Genomic DNA, 13922 nt, shown 5'->3' on the forward strand with positions numbered 1-13922 from the left:
GCGTGATTAAAAGCAGGATCGCGGGTCTCAGCTGCGTTTCTGACTGTGCGATCCCAAACCTCAACCTCATTCTGAGGTGCTGCGCAGCAGCCTTGAAGGAGGCCTCCAGGGATTGCGTTGCTGGCTGGAGGCCTCCTTCGAGGCCTCTGCTTCGCTTCGGCGCCTCAGGATGAGGCTGCGGGTGGGAAAGACCAGGGACACCGGCTCTCGGGAGACCGATAGTCTTCAGCTTGGTCTTCTGAAACGGTGGTTGCGCAATCCCGGCACGCGCCTAACATGCCGCCATGACGCTGGAATTCGCCTACCGGTTTCGGCAGGACGCATCGCGGTCGGATCTTCGGGATCTCGACCGGGTTGCATTGATGACGGCTGCGACCAGCGACGATGGCGATGTGCTGGCACCGGGCACGGAGGGAACCATCGTCGGCGTCTATCGCGACGGTGAGGCCTACGTGGTCGAGTTTCCGACACCCGTCGGCGCGCTTGCGACGGTTCGGCCCGGGGACATCAGACTCGTCGAGCGCGCGCCGGTGTGATCGGCGACGTCGAAGCGGTCGTCTGGACCGTCGAATGGCCCAAGATCGTCAGCTATCTGCTCAACCCTCTGCATACCGATGGCGCCTCCAAAGCCAAGTATCTGCTGGCCTTCGGCTATGCCGCGGAGGAGCCCGAACGGCTCGCCGGTGATCTGGTGAAACATGCGGTCGATCATTGGCCGGGGCGCGCCGTGGTGCTTCCCCTCGGCTTGCCGCGCCGCGTGTTCGAAGGCCTTCTGGAAGCACCGGATGGACGTGTCATGTCGCTCCGCAGCGTTTGAGAAATCACCAGCGCTACGCAGTGGCGGTTCCTCACCGCTTACCCTTGGAAGTCCTGACGGGCGATTCGGTCTCCGCTGGAGGTGGACGTCGGCGACGCGCCGAATATGTTTGATGATCGTACCAACCTCCCCCTCATCCTGCGGTGCCGAAGAGTAGGCCTCGAAAAAGCTCTCCAGAGGTCACAGCGATCCCTGGCGGGCTCTTTCCAGGCTGCTACGCAGCACCGCAGGATGAGTAGAGAGATTGATAAATCCGCCTGTGGCAGTCGGTGATCGCTTGAGCTCTTATGCTTCAGAAGATCGAAGCTTCGGGTCGCTTACGACCCACCAAGTCATTCCGGCTTTCACGCGGGTGACTGCAGCTCTCACCACCCCCGCTGCTCCTCCGCTCCCGGCACCCGCCCCTGCGGGGTGAGCGCGTGCACCACCTCCGGCAGCGCCTGGGCGAGCTGCGAGAGCAGCGTCTCGCGGTCCATCCCGGTCTGGCTCTGGAGGGTGTCGAGGGTGTCGGGGCCGAGTGCCTGGGCGAGTTGGGCCGGGGCCACCGGGCGGTTACCGCCGTGGCCGATCCAGGATTCGATCACGTCGCCCAAACCGCCCTGGCGGAAGCGGTCGACCAGGCCGTCGAGGCCGCCGAGATCACCCTGTCCGTCATCCTGTCCGAAACCGCCGCGCGGGGCCGGGTCGGCGCCGGTCCGGGCCGGGCCGGACTCGCCCGGGCCGTCGAGCATGCCGGACAGGTCGGAAAAATCGCCGGGCGGCAGGGACGGGTCGGAAGGGCCGGCCTCCCGGCGCTGGCCGGACTGGTCCCAGCCGCCGATGTCGCCCGGGTCGCCGCGCCCGCCGGAATCGGCCGGGTGCTGGCCCGGATCGCGCCCGTAGGGGCCGGCGCCGCCGGACCGGTCGGCCTCGGGCCCTGGCTCACCCTGATGGCCGCGCCCGAAGATGTCGCCGAAGCCGCCGCTGGCGCCCTTGGCGAGCAGCAGCATCACCAGGGCCTTCACCAGGGGCGACATCCCCCCGGCCCCCTGCTTCTGGCCGCCGAACATCTGACCGAGCACGCCGCCGATCGCCGATTCGAGCAAACCCATAAGCGTCCCTCCGGGGCGGGCTCCGCCCGGGCTGACAACGGCGTCGGAGGGGTGGGGGTTGCAGGCCGGAGTGGATGTTGCGCTCATTCCCTCCCCGCAGAGGGGAGGGAGCGCGCGCGTCGTCGGCGGGGCGAACCTTCTTTGGAACGCTGCCCCCGTGGATCCTCAGCGGGCCAGCGAGGCCTGGGCGGTGCTGGCGTTCGTCGGCTCGACCAGCGGGACCGTGGCGGCCGAGAGCGCCAGGGCGGCCAGGAACAGGCCGGTGGCGGCCGCACCGGCCCGGGGGCGCGGCAGGCGAAGGGCGTAGCGTCGGGCGGAGCGCGTCAGGTTCGGCATCGGATCGCCTCTTCCGGTTGTAGGCCTCATGGGCCATGCATGCTGACGCAACGTCGGCGGGGGGTGGACCGGTTCCCGTGCCGTTCGACGCCGCGGCGTCAGGGCCGCGCGGCCAGGCGGCGGCCCAGGGCGCCGAGCGCGCAGCCGGCGAGGTAGGGCGGCAGCATCAGGGCGGCGCCCTCCAGCCAGAGGCCGAGCAGCCCCGGCACGATCCCGGCGAGCGCGATTCCCGCCAGCAGCACGGCCAACCCGCACAGGGCGAGCGGCACCCCCGGCCGGGCCGGCCAGCCCGCGAGCGCCCCAACCAGCAGGCCGAGCGCGGACGCCCCGGCGAGTCCGGGCCAGAAGCCGGCGATCAGCAGCGTCACGGCCGTCCGGCCCTCCCGGCGGCGCTGCGGCAGGGCTGCCCGCCCCGCTCCCGCATCCTGAGAGGCCGTGAGGCCTTCGATTGATCGCCCGTCGGTCTCCCGGGCGCCGATCGCGATCGCGCCTCGGGATACCGCGCCGGTCCCCTCTTCCGCACCGGAGAGCAGGCCTGTCGCGGTCCGTCGTCGACCACGGCCCCGAACCTGCGGGAGACGTCCCACCTCGGTTCGCGCGGCGGGATAGCCCTTCCGAGCAACGCCGCCGCGGCATCGTCTGCCGCGAGCGATGAATCGAACGCCTCACAGCCTCCCACGAGCCGCCTCGCCGCGGTCGCGTCGCAGGAGGCCCCCGGATGCCGCGGCGATCCCCGGCGCCCTCCTTCGAAGCCGCTGCGCGGCATCTCGGAAGGACTGGGCGGGTCGGAATAGGGGGCGGTCACGAACGTCATGTGGCGGCGATCATAGGCGCAAACCGGCGCGGGCGCGCGGTCCTTCCCTCACGGCAGCAGCGCCAGGGTGACGGGGCCGGCCGGCGCGTCCGGCCCGGCGCCGACCTGGTCCGGCCGCACGCCAGCCTGGAGCAGATATTCGATCACGGCCTGGGCACGCAGGCGCGTCAGGTCGAGGGGCGGGTCGTCCGTGGCCTCCTTGGGGGGCGAAGGCTTCGCGGACTTCTGGGACGACGCGGGTCTGGAGGCGGCAGACTTGCTCTCCGAACTCTTGCCCTCCGAACTCTTGCCATCCGCCTTCTTGCCATCCGCCTTCTTGGCGGCTTCGGGTTTCTTCGGGGCCGCGTGCGTCTCGGCCTGCGCCTTCGGGGCGGGCTTCGCGGGCTCCTTCGGCGCATCCTTGACCGCACCGGTCGCCGCCGGCTGGGAGGCCATCGGGGTCGGCGGGACCTCGACCGCGGCCCCCGCCCCGGCCCCGCCCCGGCCCCGCCCCGGCCCCCCCGGCCACTGCCCCGGCCCCCCCAGCCGTCCCCCAACCCCTTGGGCCGGCTTCGCCTTGGCCGGGTCGGCCGGGGCCGAGACCGCGATGCGCAGGGTCGGGCAGGCCTTGGCCAGGGCCGCAAGGGTGTCGAGCACCGGGTAGAAGGCCGGCCCGAGGGTCGCACTGCCGGTTGGGAAGCGCAGGGACGCCCGGCGATCGCGGCGCCCGCCTCCGCCCGGCAGGCGGCCGGGTCGCGGGTCTCGGCGGGCTGGCGGGCCGTGACGGCGGCCCGCCCGGTCCAGCCGGGGGCAGCACCTCGGCCAAGCGCTCCGGCGTCCGGGACGCGGCTTCGCGGTAGAGGCTTTCGCCGGTGAGCGTCAGAGCCCGGTCCGAGACCGCCACCTCCCCGGTCGCGAGGTTGGCCACCAGGGGCGGCCGCCGCCAGCGCGGCGCCGAGGTCCGGCGGGCGCCGTCGGCCAGGCGCGTCCGGTCGATCACCGGCTCGCGGAATAGGCGCGGGCGCAGGGCGGCCAGCACCCGCTCCCGGGTGGCGTCGTCGGGCAGGTGGCCGGTGAGCGTGACCGCCTCCGGGGTCCGGCGGATCGCAACCCGGTAGGGCGAGAGCGGCCGTGCCGCCAGCGTCACCGGGCCGGGCTTCACGCCGGCCGGCCGGGCCTCGCGCATCAGCGCGGCGGCGTCGGGAATCGCCTGGGCGTCGATGGCGTCGCCGGTGACCGAGACGGAATCGTCCGCGAAGGTGACGGTGCCGGACTGGATCAGCTCGGCCAGCCGGAACGCGAAGCCGATCAGGGTCTTTGGGTCGATCGCCGGGTCGAGCCCCCGGGCGGTGAGCAGCCGGTCCTTCACGCTGCCCCCGGGACCGCTTCGGCGGCCGCCCGCAGGGCCGCCTCCCGGTCCGCCGCGGAGGGCGCGAACCCGTCGAGCACGATTCCCCGGGCCGACTTCGCCACCGAGAACCGGAACTGCGCCACCGCGGGCGGCACGATCTCGATCCGCCCGACGCTGAACCCGGCCGGCGGGTTCGCCAGGGCGGTCCGCAGCGCCTCGTAGGCCGGCACGTCCAGGGCCTCGCCGGACAGGCTGAGCACCGTGTCGCTGAGCGCCGCCCGGCCGCCCTTGGCGAGCCCGGACAGCCGCGCTGCCAAAACGCCGCCGCGCTGGCGAAATCGGGCGGCGCGCCCGGGCCGCCCGGGCGGTGTCGTCGAGGGCGGTGCCGGGCGCCAGCGCCCCGGTGATCCGCGCCTCCAGGGCCTGCCGTCCGATCTCCGCCGGGCGGCTGCCCTCCAGCGCCACCCGGGCCGAGCCGGTGCGGATCGCCGCCCACAGGAACGGCGCGGCGGTCTCCACCAGGCCGATCTCCGAGACGATTCGCCGGGGGCCGTCCAGGGCGGCGAGCTTGGCCAGCACCGTCTCGCGCTCGCCGACATCCGGAGCCTCGCCCTCCGCCGCCAGGTCGCGTCCGCGCGCCTCCAGCCGCAGCCAGGGCTCGCCGGCGGCCGTGGCGGTGCCGGACGCGACCCGCGCGCCGGCCGCGTCGAGGGCGTCGGCGATCTGCGGGGTGGCGAACAGCGTCGCGCCGGCCCAGATCAGCGCGAGCGCGGGCAGGCCGGCGAGCCAGCCGGCGCGGCGCAAGCCTTGAGCGAACTCTTCTGGCAACGGCACAATCGTTGGTTAAAGCGGATCCGGGCCGCGAGACCATACCGGCAATCCGGCAGGATGAAGGCCTTTTCTTTGAGGGACCGGGCTGGAATTCCTCGATGGCCGGCAGACCAGCCGCAGGGACGGATCGCAGCCAGCGCGCGGCTTTCGCGTGCGCCCGCCTCAAAAAAGCACGGCGCTTGCATCATCCCGGCCATCACCACGAGACTACGCCACGGAGTGTGTCGCTTGGCCCGGACCGTCTGCCCGCACGATTGCCCCTCGGCCTGCAGCCTGGACGTGCAGGTAGCGGACGGCCGCGTCGTCTCGGTGAAGGGGGGCGACAACCCCTACACGGCCGGGGTGATCTGCGCGAAGGTCAGCCGCTACGGCGAGCGGGTCCACCACCCGGACCGGATTCTCGGGCCGCTGGAACGCGTCGGCGAGAAGGGCAGCGGCCAGTGGCGGCCGATCACCTGGGACGCGGCCCTCGACCGACTGGCCGCGGCCTTCCGCGAGACGGCCGAGCGCCACGGTCCGGAGGCGGTCTGGCCGTACAATTCCGGCGGCACGATGGGCCTGGTCCAGCGCGACAGCATCCACCGGTTGACCCACGTGATGGGCTATTCCCGGCGCAAGCGCACCATCTGCACCGCCATCGCCATCGCCGGCTGGAGCGCCGGGATCGGCCGCATCGCGGGTCCGGACCCGAGGGAGATGGCGCTCTCCGACCTGATCGTGGTCTGGGGCGGCAACCCCGTGAGCACCCAGGTCAACGCGATGAGCCACATCTGCCGGGCCCGCAAGACGCGCGGCGCCAAGCTGGTGGTGATCGATCCCTACCGCACCGGCACCGCCGCGGCGGCCGACCTCCACCTCGCCCCCCGGCCCGGCACTGACGGGGCGCTGGCCTGCGCGGTGCTCCACGTGCTGTTCCGCGACGGTCACGCCGACCGGGCCTACCTCGCGGCCCATGCCGAGGACACGGCGGCGCTCGAGGCGCATCTCGCCACGCGCGATCCGGCGTGGGCGGCCGCGATCACCGGCCTCACGGTCGCGGAGATCGAGGCGTTCGCGGCGCTCTACGGGTCGACGCCGCGCAGCTACATCCGCTGCGGCTTCGGCTTCACCCGGACGCATAACGGCGCGGTCAACCTGCACGCGGTGACCTGCCTGCCCACCGTGACCGGCGCCTGGCAGCACGAGGGCGGCGGCGCCCTCTGGCAGAACGCCGCGATCTTCAACTGGGACAAGACCCTGACCGAGGGCCTCGACGCCAAGGCCCCGGGGGTGCGCGAACTCGACATGAGCCGGATCGGCGCGATCCTGGCCGACGATCCCGACGCCCTGCAGGGCGGGCCGCCGGTGCGCGCGATGCTGATCCAGTCGGCGAACCCGGCCGCCTCGGCTCCCGACAGCAACCGGGTGCGCGCCGGGCTGCTGCGGCCGGACGTGTTCGTGGCCGTGCACGAGCAGTTCATGACCGAGACGGCGGCGCTCGCCGACCTCGTCCTGCCGGCCACCACCTTCCTGGAGCACGACGACATCTACGGGGCCGGCGGGCACAGCCACATCCAGTCCGGGCCGGCCCTCCTGCCGCCGCCGGGGGAATGCCGCTCCAACCACGACCTGATCGCCGCCCTCGCCGGCCGGCTCGGGGCCGGGCATGCGGGCTTCGACCTGAACGCCCGGGATCTGGCCGACGCGACCCTGGCCCGCTCGGGCTGGGGCGGCCTCGGCCGGCTGGAGCAGGAGCGCTGGATCGACGCGCAGCCGGGCTTTGCCGAGAGCCATTTCCTCACCGGCTTCGGCCACCCGGACGGGCGGTTCCGGTTCGGGCCGGACTGGTCGGCGCTCGGTCCGCGCGCCGCCGGCATGCCGGCCCTGCCCGACCATTGGGCGGTCTCGGAGCCGGCCGACGCCGAGCGTCCGTTCCGGATGGTGGCGCCCCCGGCCCGCCAGTTCCTCAACACGACCTTCTCGAACAGCCCGGAATCGATCCGGCGCGAGGGCCGCCCGACCTGCCTGCTCCATCCGGAGGACGGCGCCCGCCTCGGGATCGCCACCGGGGACGCGGTGGAGATCGGCAACACCCGCGGCCAGGTCCGGCTGCACGCGCGCCTCGCGGAGGGGCAGCCGCCCGGGATCGTGGTGGTCGAGAGCCTGTGGCCGGCGGCCTCGTTCTCGGGCGGGCGCGGCATCAACGCGCTGATCGGCGACACGCCGGCCGCCCCCAACGACGGCGCCACGTTCCACGACACCGCGGTGTGGGTGCGGGCGGCCTGACGCGACGGCCCGACCCGGCCCTTGAATCAGCGGCGGGAACCGAGACGGCGGAACCCACCCAAATCGGTTGTGTTGGCCCAGGACACACCGTCTCGTGGAATCCGACAGCCATGCGGGTCATCCTCGCCGCCGCCCTGCTGGTCCCGTTCGCCGCTCCGGCCTGGGCCCAGAACCTGTCCGCCACCGCGACGGTCCCCGCGGCGGCCTCCCTGGAGCCGCTGACGGCGACCGCCAACCCGGGACAGCTCAGCCTCGGCGGCGGCTCCACCTCCGGCCCGTTCCCGACCCTCTCGGCCCAGGGCGGCGGCCTCGTGAATGCCGGGCAGCTGAGCTTCGGCGGCGGCGGTTCCGGGGGCGGCAGCATCGCGCCGCCGACAGGCGCCACCAGCGCCGGCACGGCCCGGCTGGGCCTCTCGGGATCCGGATCGACCGGCGGCGCCGGCGTCACCGGAACGCCGTCGAGTTCGAGCGGAACCGGGAGCACGATCGGCGCGACCGGCACGCGCAACGGCTTCAACACGTCGACGCGTTCGGCGATCGGGTCGATCTCGGGCAACGCGCTCTCGAACTTCGGGACGGGGGGCTTCGGCGGCGGCTCGGCCATCGGCACGAGCTTGAACACCAATGCGACCTCGGCCTCGGCGGTGGCCTCCGGGGCGGGCGGATTCGGGACCGGGGCCGGGATCGGCGCCAGCTCGACAGGGCTGACCGCCGTCGACCCGGCCGTGACCGCGGCGTCCGCCACAGCCACCGCCACCGGGCGGCGCGCGTTCGGCGGCGCCGGCATCGCGGGCGCTGCGAACGCGCCGCCGGTCCAGGACCTCGCCGGGGCCGACACCGTGGCCCGTGGCGGCGGCGGAGCGGTCGGCGGCGCCGGCATCGCGGCCGGGACCGGCCAGACCGACACCGCCTGCAACGGACCGCTCGCGGTGGCCTGCTTCGGCGCCGCGAACGCGTTCTGAGGCCGTCGCGAGGACTGGCGGAACCCTCGCGAAAGGGCTGCCGTTGCTTCAGGTCCGGCACCTCGGCCGGGATGGGAGGCGACGATGCGAGACGTCAGGAGAGCCGTTATGCTGGGCCGCGTTTCATGTGCGGCCGTTCTCGCCATGGGCCTGGCGAGCGCAGCGTTGGCCCGCGATGCCGCGTCCGCGACCCAGGGTGCCAAGGGCCGGACCGGCACCCTCCACGGCATCGGGTTCAACGCCCCGCGATTCGGCTCCGATCTCCGTACCTCTAAAGACCAGCCCTATACGTGGCCGGTGAGGGACCGATATCATCCGGTCTCCAAGCCGTTCTACGGCCGGGCATACTGAGATTCACCCGGCCGGCGCGCCCCGGCGTGCCGGTCACCGTCCTGCGGGGAGAAGCGGAGAGAGCGACATGCCGGTGCGGTCTCGGCTGATCCTGGTCGTCCTGGTCTGCGCCCCCGTCTCCGCGTTGGCGGGCGAGTTCGCGCCGACGGCGCCCGCGCAGGGGATGATGATGCCCCCGCCGGATCCCGGCATGGCAAACAGCGTGCCGAGCCAGGCGCCCCCGGCCGATGCGGGCGCCCCGGCGCCGGTGCAACCTGCGACCGCCGACCCAGCCGCCGGCCGCAGACGGTTTCAGGTGCTCGGCAGCGGCTTTCCTGCGACGGATGGAAAGTTGCCGAACCAGCGGACCGGTCCCCGCCGGGCCCATGTGGTGCACGACATCTGCATCGGGTGCTGAGCGGATCCCCTCGCCTTCCGCCGTCTGACACCGGGTATCACTGCAGGGCGCTCGATCGGGTGTTGGCCCGGATCCAGCCCGGTGAGAGCACGTCGCCCTCCTCGGTGATGATCCAGGGCTGCGCGTCCTCCAAGGCGATCGCCTCGGCCGCCGCCGCAAGCGCCTCACGCAGGGTCGCGTAGGGGCGCCCTTCGGCGGACCGCCCACGCGAGCGGTTCGGCCACACGGTCAACTCGGCACGCTTGTCGAGGTCTGCGGGCGTCATGGGCGCGCTCCGGATGACGTCAGAATTGAACTCTGTCTAACCGGCTCATGTGACGTGAGCCTGGCGTTCGTGTTGCCGGTTCGTGTCGCGAACGCTGCGAGGCCTGCCCACCGCCGCGATCCGTGCGACGTGGCGCCCGGGCCGGCCCCTCACGATCCGGAGCATCCGGCTCCGAACCGACGCCTCGTCAGGAGATGTCGCGCGCCGCCGACCTCCTACAAGGGGGAGGCGCCGAGGTTCGGGAGAACTTTTTTCTACGCTGCCGGGCGGCGCTTCACGTTTCGTCTGCCCAGTCCGACCGTCGTGGTGCCGGCGCGGGCGCGCGAGCACGTGTTCGAGGGTGAGCGATCACGGCCGCCGAACGGCGGAGGGCGGCAGTGCTGCCCGAAGGAACCGCAGGCTTCCCTCGCCGAGACCTGCGTGGTGAAATAAACTTTCGCGCGAGATCAATTTATCTTTTCCAGTTCATGGGCGGCAATTTAGTTCAATTGTCTCGAATGCATGGCGCGATCTGCCCCGGAACACGGGTATCGCTCGGACGAGCGCGCGAAAACTGCATAACCGTTCCGGCGATGCGTTGTGTTGCAATGCGAAATGAGCATACCGCAGCGCACAAATCCGTGGTCTCATGCACTCAGCGATTGCATCCCGCGATCGAACCGGAGTCGCACCATGCGCACGATCCTCATCCTCGCGTCGGCGGCGCTCACCTCTGCCGCCATCTTCACCGCCCCGGCCTTCGCGCAGGACGACCTCCACCTGACGCCGCCGCTGTATCGCGACCAGGCCCGCGCGACCACGCAGGCGCGCTCGGCTCACGATCTGACCACCACCCCCCAGCCCGTGTCGGCCACGCATGCCGGCCGCATCCCGGTGGCCGCCGTCGTCCGGCCGATGGACCAGGCCTCGGCCGAATCGGCTCGCTGAACTCGTCGCGCCGCGTTGAGCCGGACCGGGATCCGGTTCGGCGTATCGGCTATCGGACGAGGTGCAGGTCCTGCGCAGCGAGACTCGGTGAGACGCCGCGCTCGATCAGGCGGCGGGTCCGGGCGCGCTGCTCCGGTCCTGTGTTCAGCACAGCGCTCGTGGCGTGGTAGCTCTCCAGCCACAGGTCGAGCCACGCAGAGTGCATCGCAACCGCGAGAAGGGCCGCGTTCTCGGCCTGGCGGATGCCGAGCCGGATGGCTTCGTCCATCAGGTGTCCAACTTCGCCGTACATCATCGGCACCTCCACGTCCCGGATAGAGCGCGCGCCGCCGAAGGAGAGACCCGTTCAGCGTGAGCGAGCGCGTGGCATCGAGGACTGAGAGCCGCTCCCGATCGCAATGTGATCGGAAACGGCTCCCGCAGACGGCGTCAGGACATGTCTCGTCCGAACGCGACCGGAGGCGACGGCCCCGAAGGGCCGGGTCTTCCGGTGCCTGCGCTCAGTGCGACGCCTGGTCAGCGGCGTTCTGCGTCTCCTGGCCCATCTGCTGGGCCGCATCCTGACCTTGCTTGACCGCCTTGCGGGTCTCGTCGACACCCTGCTGCATCGCAGCCTTGGCGCGCTCGGCCCCCTGTTGCATCGCACCCTGCGTGAGGCCGCCGAGTTCCTTGGCCTGGGACTGCATCGCGGCGAACCGCTCGCGCACGTATTCGGCCTGGAGTTGCATCGCTTCCGGGAAGGACTTGGCGGCTGCGAGCTTCTGCGCGAGGTCGAACGCCGCACGGACGTTCTGTTCGGCATAGTCCAGGCTGCGGGCGTAGATGTCCGAAGCATTGGTCCGGGTCAGGTCCGTCGAGCCCTGAAGGGTATCGGTGGCGCGGCGTGCCGAACCGATGAACGTTCCGAACGCCTTGCGGGCCTGCTCGACACTGGTTTCGGCCAGATCGCGCATCTGCGGCGGGACCTCGAAGCTGGGAATGTTAGCCATGACTGGTCTCCTTCGGCCGCACGTCTGGCCGCGGCCATGGCTGTTGTGCACTGCACAAGCGATAAGGTCCAGGGATGGGCGCGTGACGGGACCCCCGATTCTGTCAGATCTCCGTCTCGCGCCGGACGACCGCGTCCTCGCCACCGCCCTTCTGCGACAGCCCGACCTCGGGCGCGTCGTCGCTGGTCGGCAAGGGCTTGTTGGAGGCGCCCGGCTCGGCCTCCGCGGGGCCGGTCTCCACCTCCGGGTCGACCGGAGGCAATGTCCGATCCGGTACGCTCGTGGGCTCTCGCGAATCAGTCATGCGTGGCCTCCCTGGTCCGGGGAAACGTCGCGACCGCCTTGCGGGTCCCGGGGCGCCCGCGTCGGTGGGCAGTATCGCGTGCGCCGCGCTATATGCGGGCGGGGATTTGAGGAGAGCGTCGTGTTCACCGTCAAGGGGATCGATCCGTCCGGCCGCGTCATGACCTTCGCGTGCGGGACCGACGAGCAGGCCATGGAGAAGACCTGGGAACTCGTCCGGCGCGGGTTCCGGGAGATCGTGGTCGCCGATCCCAAGGGTAAGGAGATGTCGGCGGCCGCGTTCGAGCGGTCCCTGGATATCGACTGGGGCGAGTGAGCCGCCCCGGCGCGCGACGTTCGTTTCGCGGCGCCGTGGGGCGGGTGCCGGCACCCGCCTGCGTGGATGCGCCTCGCGCGCATCGTCCTTGTCCGAAAGCCGGCGGCCGCCTTCCGGAACGCGGCTTCAGCGGTTGCCGAGTGCCGGACCGCCCGCCGTGCCGCCGGTGCCGGGCGGGCCGCTCGTCGGCGTGCCGCCGATATTCACCCCCGGTGTCGTGCCCGGGACGGAGGAGTTGCTGGGATTGGCCGTCGCGCCCGTGGTGATCGGGGCGCCGGGTCCGCTGCCCACCGTGCCGGCTCCGACGCCGCCTGTGGTGGGCGGTGCGGTGACCCCTGTATTGCCGGCCCCCCCGGTGGTCACCTGCGCGGCTGCCGGTCCGGCCAGCAGGAGGGTCAGGGCGCCCGAGAGCGCCAACGTCGTACGGGTCATGGGTTCGTCCGTTCCTTGCGGTCGGACGCCAACGGTCGCGGGCCGCCGAAGTTCGACCCGATCCGCCGCCAGCCGGTTCAGTGCAGCTCGTAGCAGTTGGTGATCACGCGCGGATTGCGGGTCACGTCGTACAGGATCGAGCACTGAACCAGGTACCGCGTGTCCTTCCTCCGAAACAGGATCAGGGACGATCGGTTGTCGAAGGTGCCGGTGTAGCCGGCGATCTCCCAGCCGTCGGCGCTGAGCCGTTCGACGGTGAGCGGCTCGGCGGCGTCGGCCGCCAGGACCGACGCCAGCGAGGCGGCCAGGCCCAGGCACACCCGCATCGGCCGGGGCGCCCGCTTGATACCGGCGGTCTTCACAGGCCCGACACGTCGTCGATGTCCGGCGCCGGCTCTCGTCCCGGTGGCGCGGGATCGTCCTCCGGAGCCGGAGGCAATCGCGGCGGCGGCATGTCGCCGGTATTGGGCGGCATCGGCAGGCCCTGGGGCAGCTCGGGTTCAGGCGCCTCGTCGGCGCCGGGTGATCTCGGATCGGGCATGGCGGGTCCCCCCGGGGGCGGTGCCGCGTCCCGCGATCGGCGGGCCCGGCACGGACAGAACGGTTGTCCGGCGCGAAGGTGCCCGCCGAATGGCCAAGGCAACCGTTTTGGCCTCTCACGGTTCTGTCTCGGCGTGGTCGGTCCCGGCGGCGCGAGCGAGAGTGACCCCGTGCCCCGTTGCCTTGTCCCGATCCTGACCGCGACCCTGATCGTCGGCGTCCTGACACCAGCCCTCGCGGGTACGAAGAAGATCAAGATACCGAATCGCTACGACGGCGCCTGGACCATCGTGGCGACGACCTCCGAAGGGCCCTGCGCGGCCTCGACGAGCTATCAGGTCCAGATCAAGGACAGCGACGCCTCGATCCCGGGGGACGACGTCGATATCGACGGCGGCGTCTCGTCGAGCGGTCGCGTCGCGGCCACGATCACCAGCGGCTCGAACACGGTGCCGATCGACGGCAGCCTCGACACGCAGGGCGCCGGCAGCGGCACGTGGCGGTCGACCGGCGGGATCGTCACCTGCAGCGGCCGCTGGAACGCGCGGCGCTCCGGCTGACAGGCGCGCCGGCCGGGGGAATCTCCGGTCGGAGGGATCTCAGGCCGGCCGGCGACGGAGGCTCGGCCGGTCGGGTTCCGGCTCGTTCGTCGTCGCGCCGATCTCCTCCGCCTTGCGCCACACGGAGCGGCAGACGAGGATCTCGGCGCTGGCGTCGATGTTGAGCACGAAGTGCTCCGGCACGATCTCGGCGTTCGGAAGGGCGACGCGGACGCCGCCCAGCGAGCGATCGTAGACGATGCAAGGCAGGCTGCGGTGCTCGTCGATGGAGATGCTGCCGGTCTCGTTCAGCACCGTGCGCGGGGCGCTCCGTCGATCAAGCATTGCCGTCTCGTGAACTGCAAAGCGCGCAGGATCGGCGCGTCGGGTTCAGAACCGGTTCCGGAAATGCATCGG

At 72.0% G+C, this 13922-nt stretch carries 22 protein-coding genes; 9 read left to right on the top strand and 13 right to left on the bottom strand.

What is annotated here, in order from left to right:
- Positions 1-284: 284 nt before the first annotated feature.
- Both FVA80_RS10585 and FVA80_RS10590 read left to right on the top strand, forming a co-directional pair.
- Positions 285-536 carry a DUF4926 domain-containing protein gene (locus tag FVA80_RS10585; protein ID WP_147910683.1) on the top strand — a complete coding sequence of 84 codons (252 nt, stop codon included), beginning with the start codon at positions 285-287 and terminating at the stop codon, positions 534-536.
- Positions 533-817: a DUF6883 domain-containing protein gene (locus tag FVA80_RS10590; protein WP_147910682.1), complete on the top strand. Its 285-nt coding sequence runs from the start codon at positions 533-535 to the stop codon at positions 815-817. The genes FVA80_RS10585 and FVA80_RS10590 overlap by 4 nt, the downstream gene beginning before the upstream one ends.
- A gap of 365 nt (positions 818-1182) precedes the next feature.
- On the opposite strand, the gene FVA80_RS10595 is transcribed toward FVA80_RS10590, so the two are convergent.
- The 5 genes from FVA80_RS10595 to FVA80_RS31195 all read right to left on the bottom strand — a co-directional run bounded on the left by FVA80_RS10595 (position 1183) and on the right by FVA80_RS31195 (position 4705).
- Positions 1183-1908, bottom strand: coding sequence for a YidB family protein (locus tag FVA80_RS10595; protein WP_147910681.1), 726 nt, complete (start codon positions 1906-1908; stop codon positions 1183-1185).
- 165 nt (positions 1909-2073) lie between these two features.
- Positions 2074-2244 (bottom strand): hypothetical protein, encoded by a 171-nt coding sequence (locus FVA80_RS30470; protein ID WP_187193645.1) that lies wholly within the window; start codon positions 2242-2244, stop codon positions 2074-2076.
- A 98-nt stretch (positions 2245-2342) separates the two neighbouring features.
- Positions 2343-2612 (bottom strand): hypothetical protein, encoded by a 270-nt coding sequence (locus FVA80_RS10600; protein ID WP_147910680.1) that lies wholly within the window; start codon positions 2610-2612, stop codon positions 2343-2345.
- Positions 2613-3106: 494 nt separating this feature from the next.
- Positions 3107-3694: a hypothetical protein gene (locus FVA80_RS31190; protein WP_246692349.1), complete on the bottom strand. Its 588-nt coding sequence runs from the start codon at positions 3692-3694 to the stop codon at positions 3107-3109.
- Positions 3695-4402: 708 nt separating this feature from the next.
- On the bottom strand, positions 4403-4705 hold the full coding sequence (locus tag FVA80_RS31195; RefSeq protein ID WP_246692350.1) for a hypothetical protein: 303 nt from the start codon (positions 4703-4705) through the stop codon (positions 4403-4405).
- Positions 4706-4770: 65 nt separating this feature from the next.
- On the opposite strand from FVA80_RS31195, the gene FVA80_RS31200 reads away from it, so the two are divergent.
- The 4 genes from FVA80_RS31200 to FVA80_RS10625 all read left to right on the top strand — a co-directional run bounded on the left by FVA80_RS31200 (position 4771) and on the right by FVA80_RS10625 (position 9194).
- Entirely contained in the window at positions 4771-5199 is a 429-nt protein-coding gene (locus FVA80_RS31200; RefSeq protein ID WP_246692351.1) for a hypothetical protein, read from the top strand.
- 248 nt (positions 5200-5447) lie between these two features.
- Entirely contained in the window at positions 5448-7484 is a 2037-nt protein-coding gene (locus FVA80_RS10610; RefSeq protein ID WP_147907045.1) for a molybdopterin oxidoreductase family protein, read from the top strand.
- A gap of 110 nt (positions 7485-7594) precedes the next feature.
- Entirely contained in the window at positions 7595-8446 is an 852-nt protein-coding gene (locus FVA80_RS10615) for a hypothetical protein (RefSeq protein WP_147957829.1), read from the top strand.
- 418 nt (positions 8447-8864) lie between these two features.
- Positions 8865-9194 (top strand): hypothetical protein, encoded by a 330-nt coding sequence (locus FVA80_RS10625; protein ID WP_147907042.1) that lies wholly within the window; start codon positions 8865-8867, stop codon positions 9192-9194.
- Between the two features lie 37 nt (positions 9195-9231).
- On the opposite strand, the gene FVA80_RS10630 is transcribed toward FVA80_RS10625, so the two are convergent.
- Positions 9232-9459, bottom strand: a complete 228-nt coding sequence (locus FVA80_RS10630; RefSeq protein WP_147907041.1) for a hypothetical protein — start codon at positions 9457-9459, stop codon at positions 9232-9234.
- A 672-nt stretch (positions 9460-10131) separates the two neighbouring features.
- Here FVA80_RS10630 and FVA80_RS10635 point away from each other — a divergent pair.
- Complete coding sequence (locus FVA80_RS10635) at positions 10132-10386, top strand: hypothetical protein (protein ID WP_147907040.1); 255 nt, start codon at positions 10132-10134, stop codon at positions 10384-10386.
- A gap of 49 nt (positions 10387-10435) precedes the next feature.
- On the opposite strand, the gene FVA80_RS10640 is transcribed toward FVA80_RS10635, so the two are convergent.
- The 3 genes from FVA80_RS10640 to FVA80_RS10650 form a co-directional block, all read right to left on the bottom strand.
- Positions 10436-10654, bottom strand: coding sequence for a hypothetical protein (locus tag FVA80_RS10640; protein ID WP_246692352.1), 219 nt, complete (start codon positions 10652-10654; stop codon positions 10436-10438).
- Positions 10655-10886: 232 nt separating this feature from the next.
- Positions 10887-11375, bottom strand: coding sequence for a phasin (locus FVA80_RS10645; RefSeq protein WP_147907038.1), 489 nt, complete (start codon positions 11373-11375; stop codon positions 10887-10889).
- Between the two features lie 103 nt (positions 11376-11478).
- Positions 11479-11679, bottom strand: a complete 201-nt coding sequence (locus FVA80_RS10650) for a hypothetical protein (protein WP_147907037.1) — start codon at positions 11677-11679, stop codon at positions 11479-11481.
- Between the two features lie 120 nt (positions 11680-11799).
- Here FVA80_RS10650 and FVA80_RS10655 point away from each other — a divergent pair, with 120 nt between their 5' ends.
- Positions 11800-11994, top strand: coding sequence for a hypothetical protein (locus tag FVA80_RS10655; protein ID WP_147857078.1), 195 nt, complete (start codon positions 11800-11802; stop codon positions 11992-11994).
- 126 nt (positions 11995-12120) lie between these two features.
- On the opposite strand, the gene FVA80_RS10660 is transcribed toward FVA80_RS10655, so the two are convergent.
- The 3 genes from FVA80_RS10660 to FVA80_RS10670 form a co-directional block, all read right to left on the bottom strand.
- Positions 12121-12426: a hypothetical protein gene (locus FVA80_RS10660; protein ID WP_147907036.1), complete on the bottom strand. Its 306-nt coding sequence runs from the start codon at positions 12424-12426 to the stop codon at positions 12121-12123.
- Between the two features lie 77 nt (positions 12427-12503).
- On the bottom strand, positions 12504-12788 hold the full coding sequence (locus tag FVA80_RS10665) for a hypothetical protein (protein WP_246692353.1): 285 nt from the start codon (positions 12786-12788) through the stop codon (positions 12504-12506).
- Positions 12785-12967, bottom strand: a complete 183-nt coding sequence (locus FVA80_RS10670) for a hypothetical protein (RefSeq protein ID WP_147907035.1) — start codon at positions 12965-12967, stop codon at positions 12785-12787. Before FVA80_RS10670 ends, FVA80_RS10665 begins: the two co-directional genes overlap by 4 nt.
- A gap of 169 nt (positions 12968-13136) precedes the next feature.
- On the opposite strand from FVA80_RS10670, the gene FVA80_RS10675 reads away from it, so the two are divergent.
- Positions 13137-13526 carry a heme utilization protein gene (locus FVA80_RS10675; RefSeq protein WP_147907034.1) on the top strand — a complete coding sequence of 130 codons (390 nt, stop codon included), beginning with the start codon at positions 13137-13139 and terminating at the stop codon, positions 13524-13526.
- Between the two features lie 39 nt (positions 13527-13565).
- Here FVA80_RS10675 and FVA80_RS10680 read toward each other — a convergent pair whose 3' ends face one another.
- Positions 13566-13850 (bottom strand): PilZ domain-containing protein, encoded by a 285-nt coding sequence (locus tag FVA80_RS10680; RefSeq protein ID WP_147907033.1) that lies wholly within the window; start codon positions 13848-13850, stop codon positions 13566-13568.
- Positions 13851-13922 lie beyond the last annotated feature (72 nt).

It is taken from the genome of Methylobacterium sp. WL1 (assembly GCF_008000895.1).
Classification (GTDB): domain Bacteria; phylum Pseudomonadota; class Alphaproteobacteria; order Rhizobiales; family Beijerinckiaceae; genus Methylobacterium.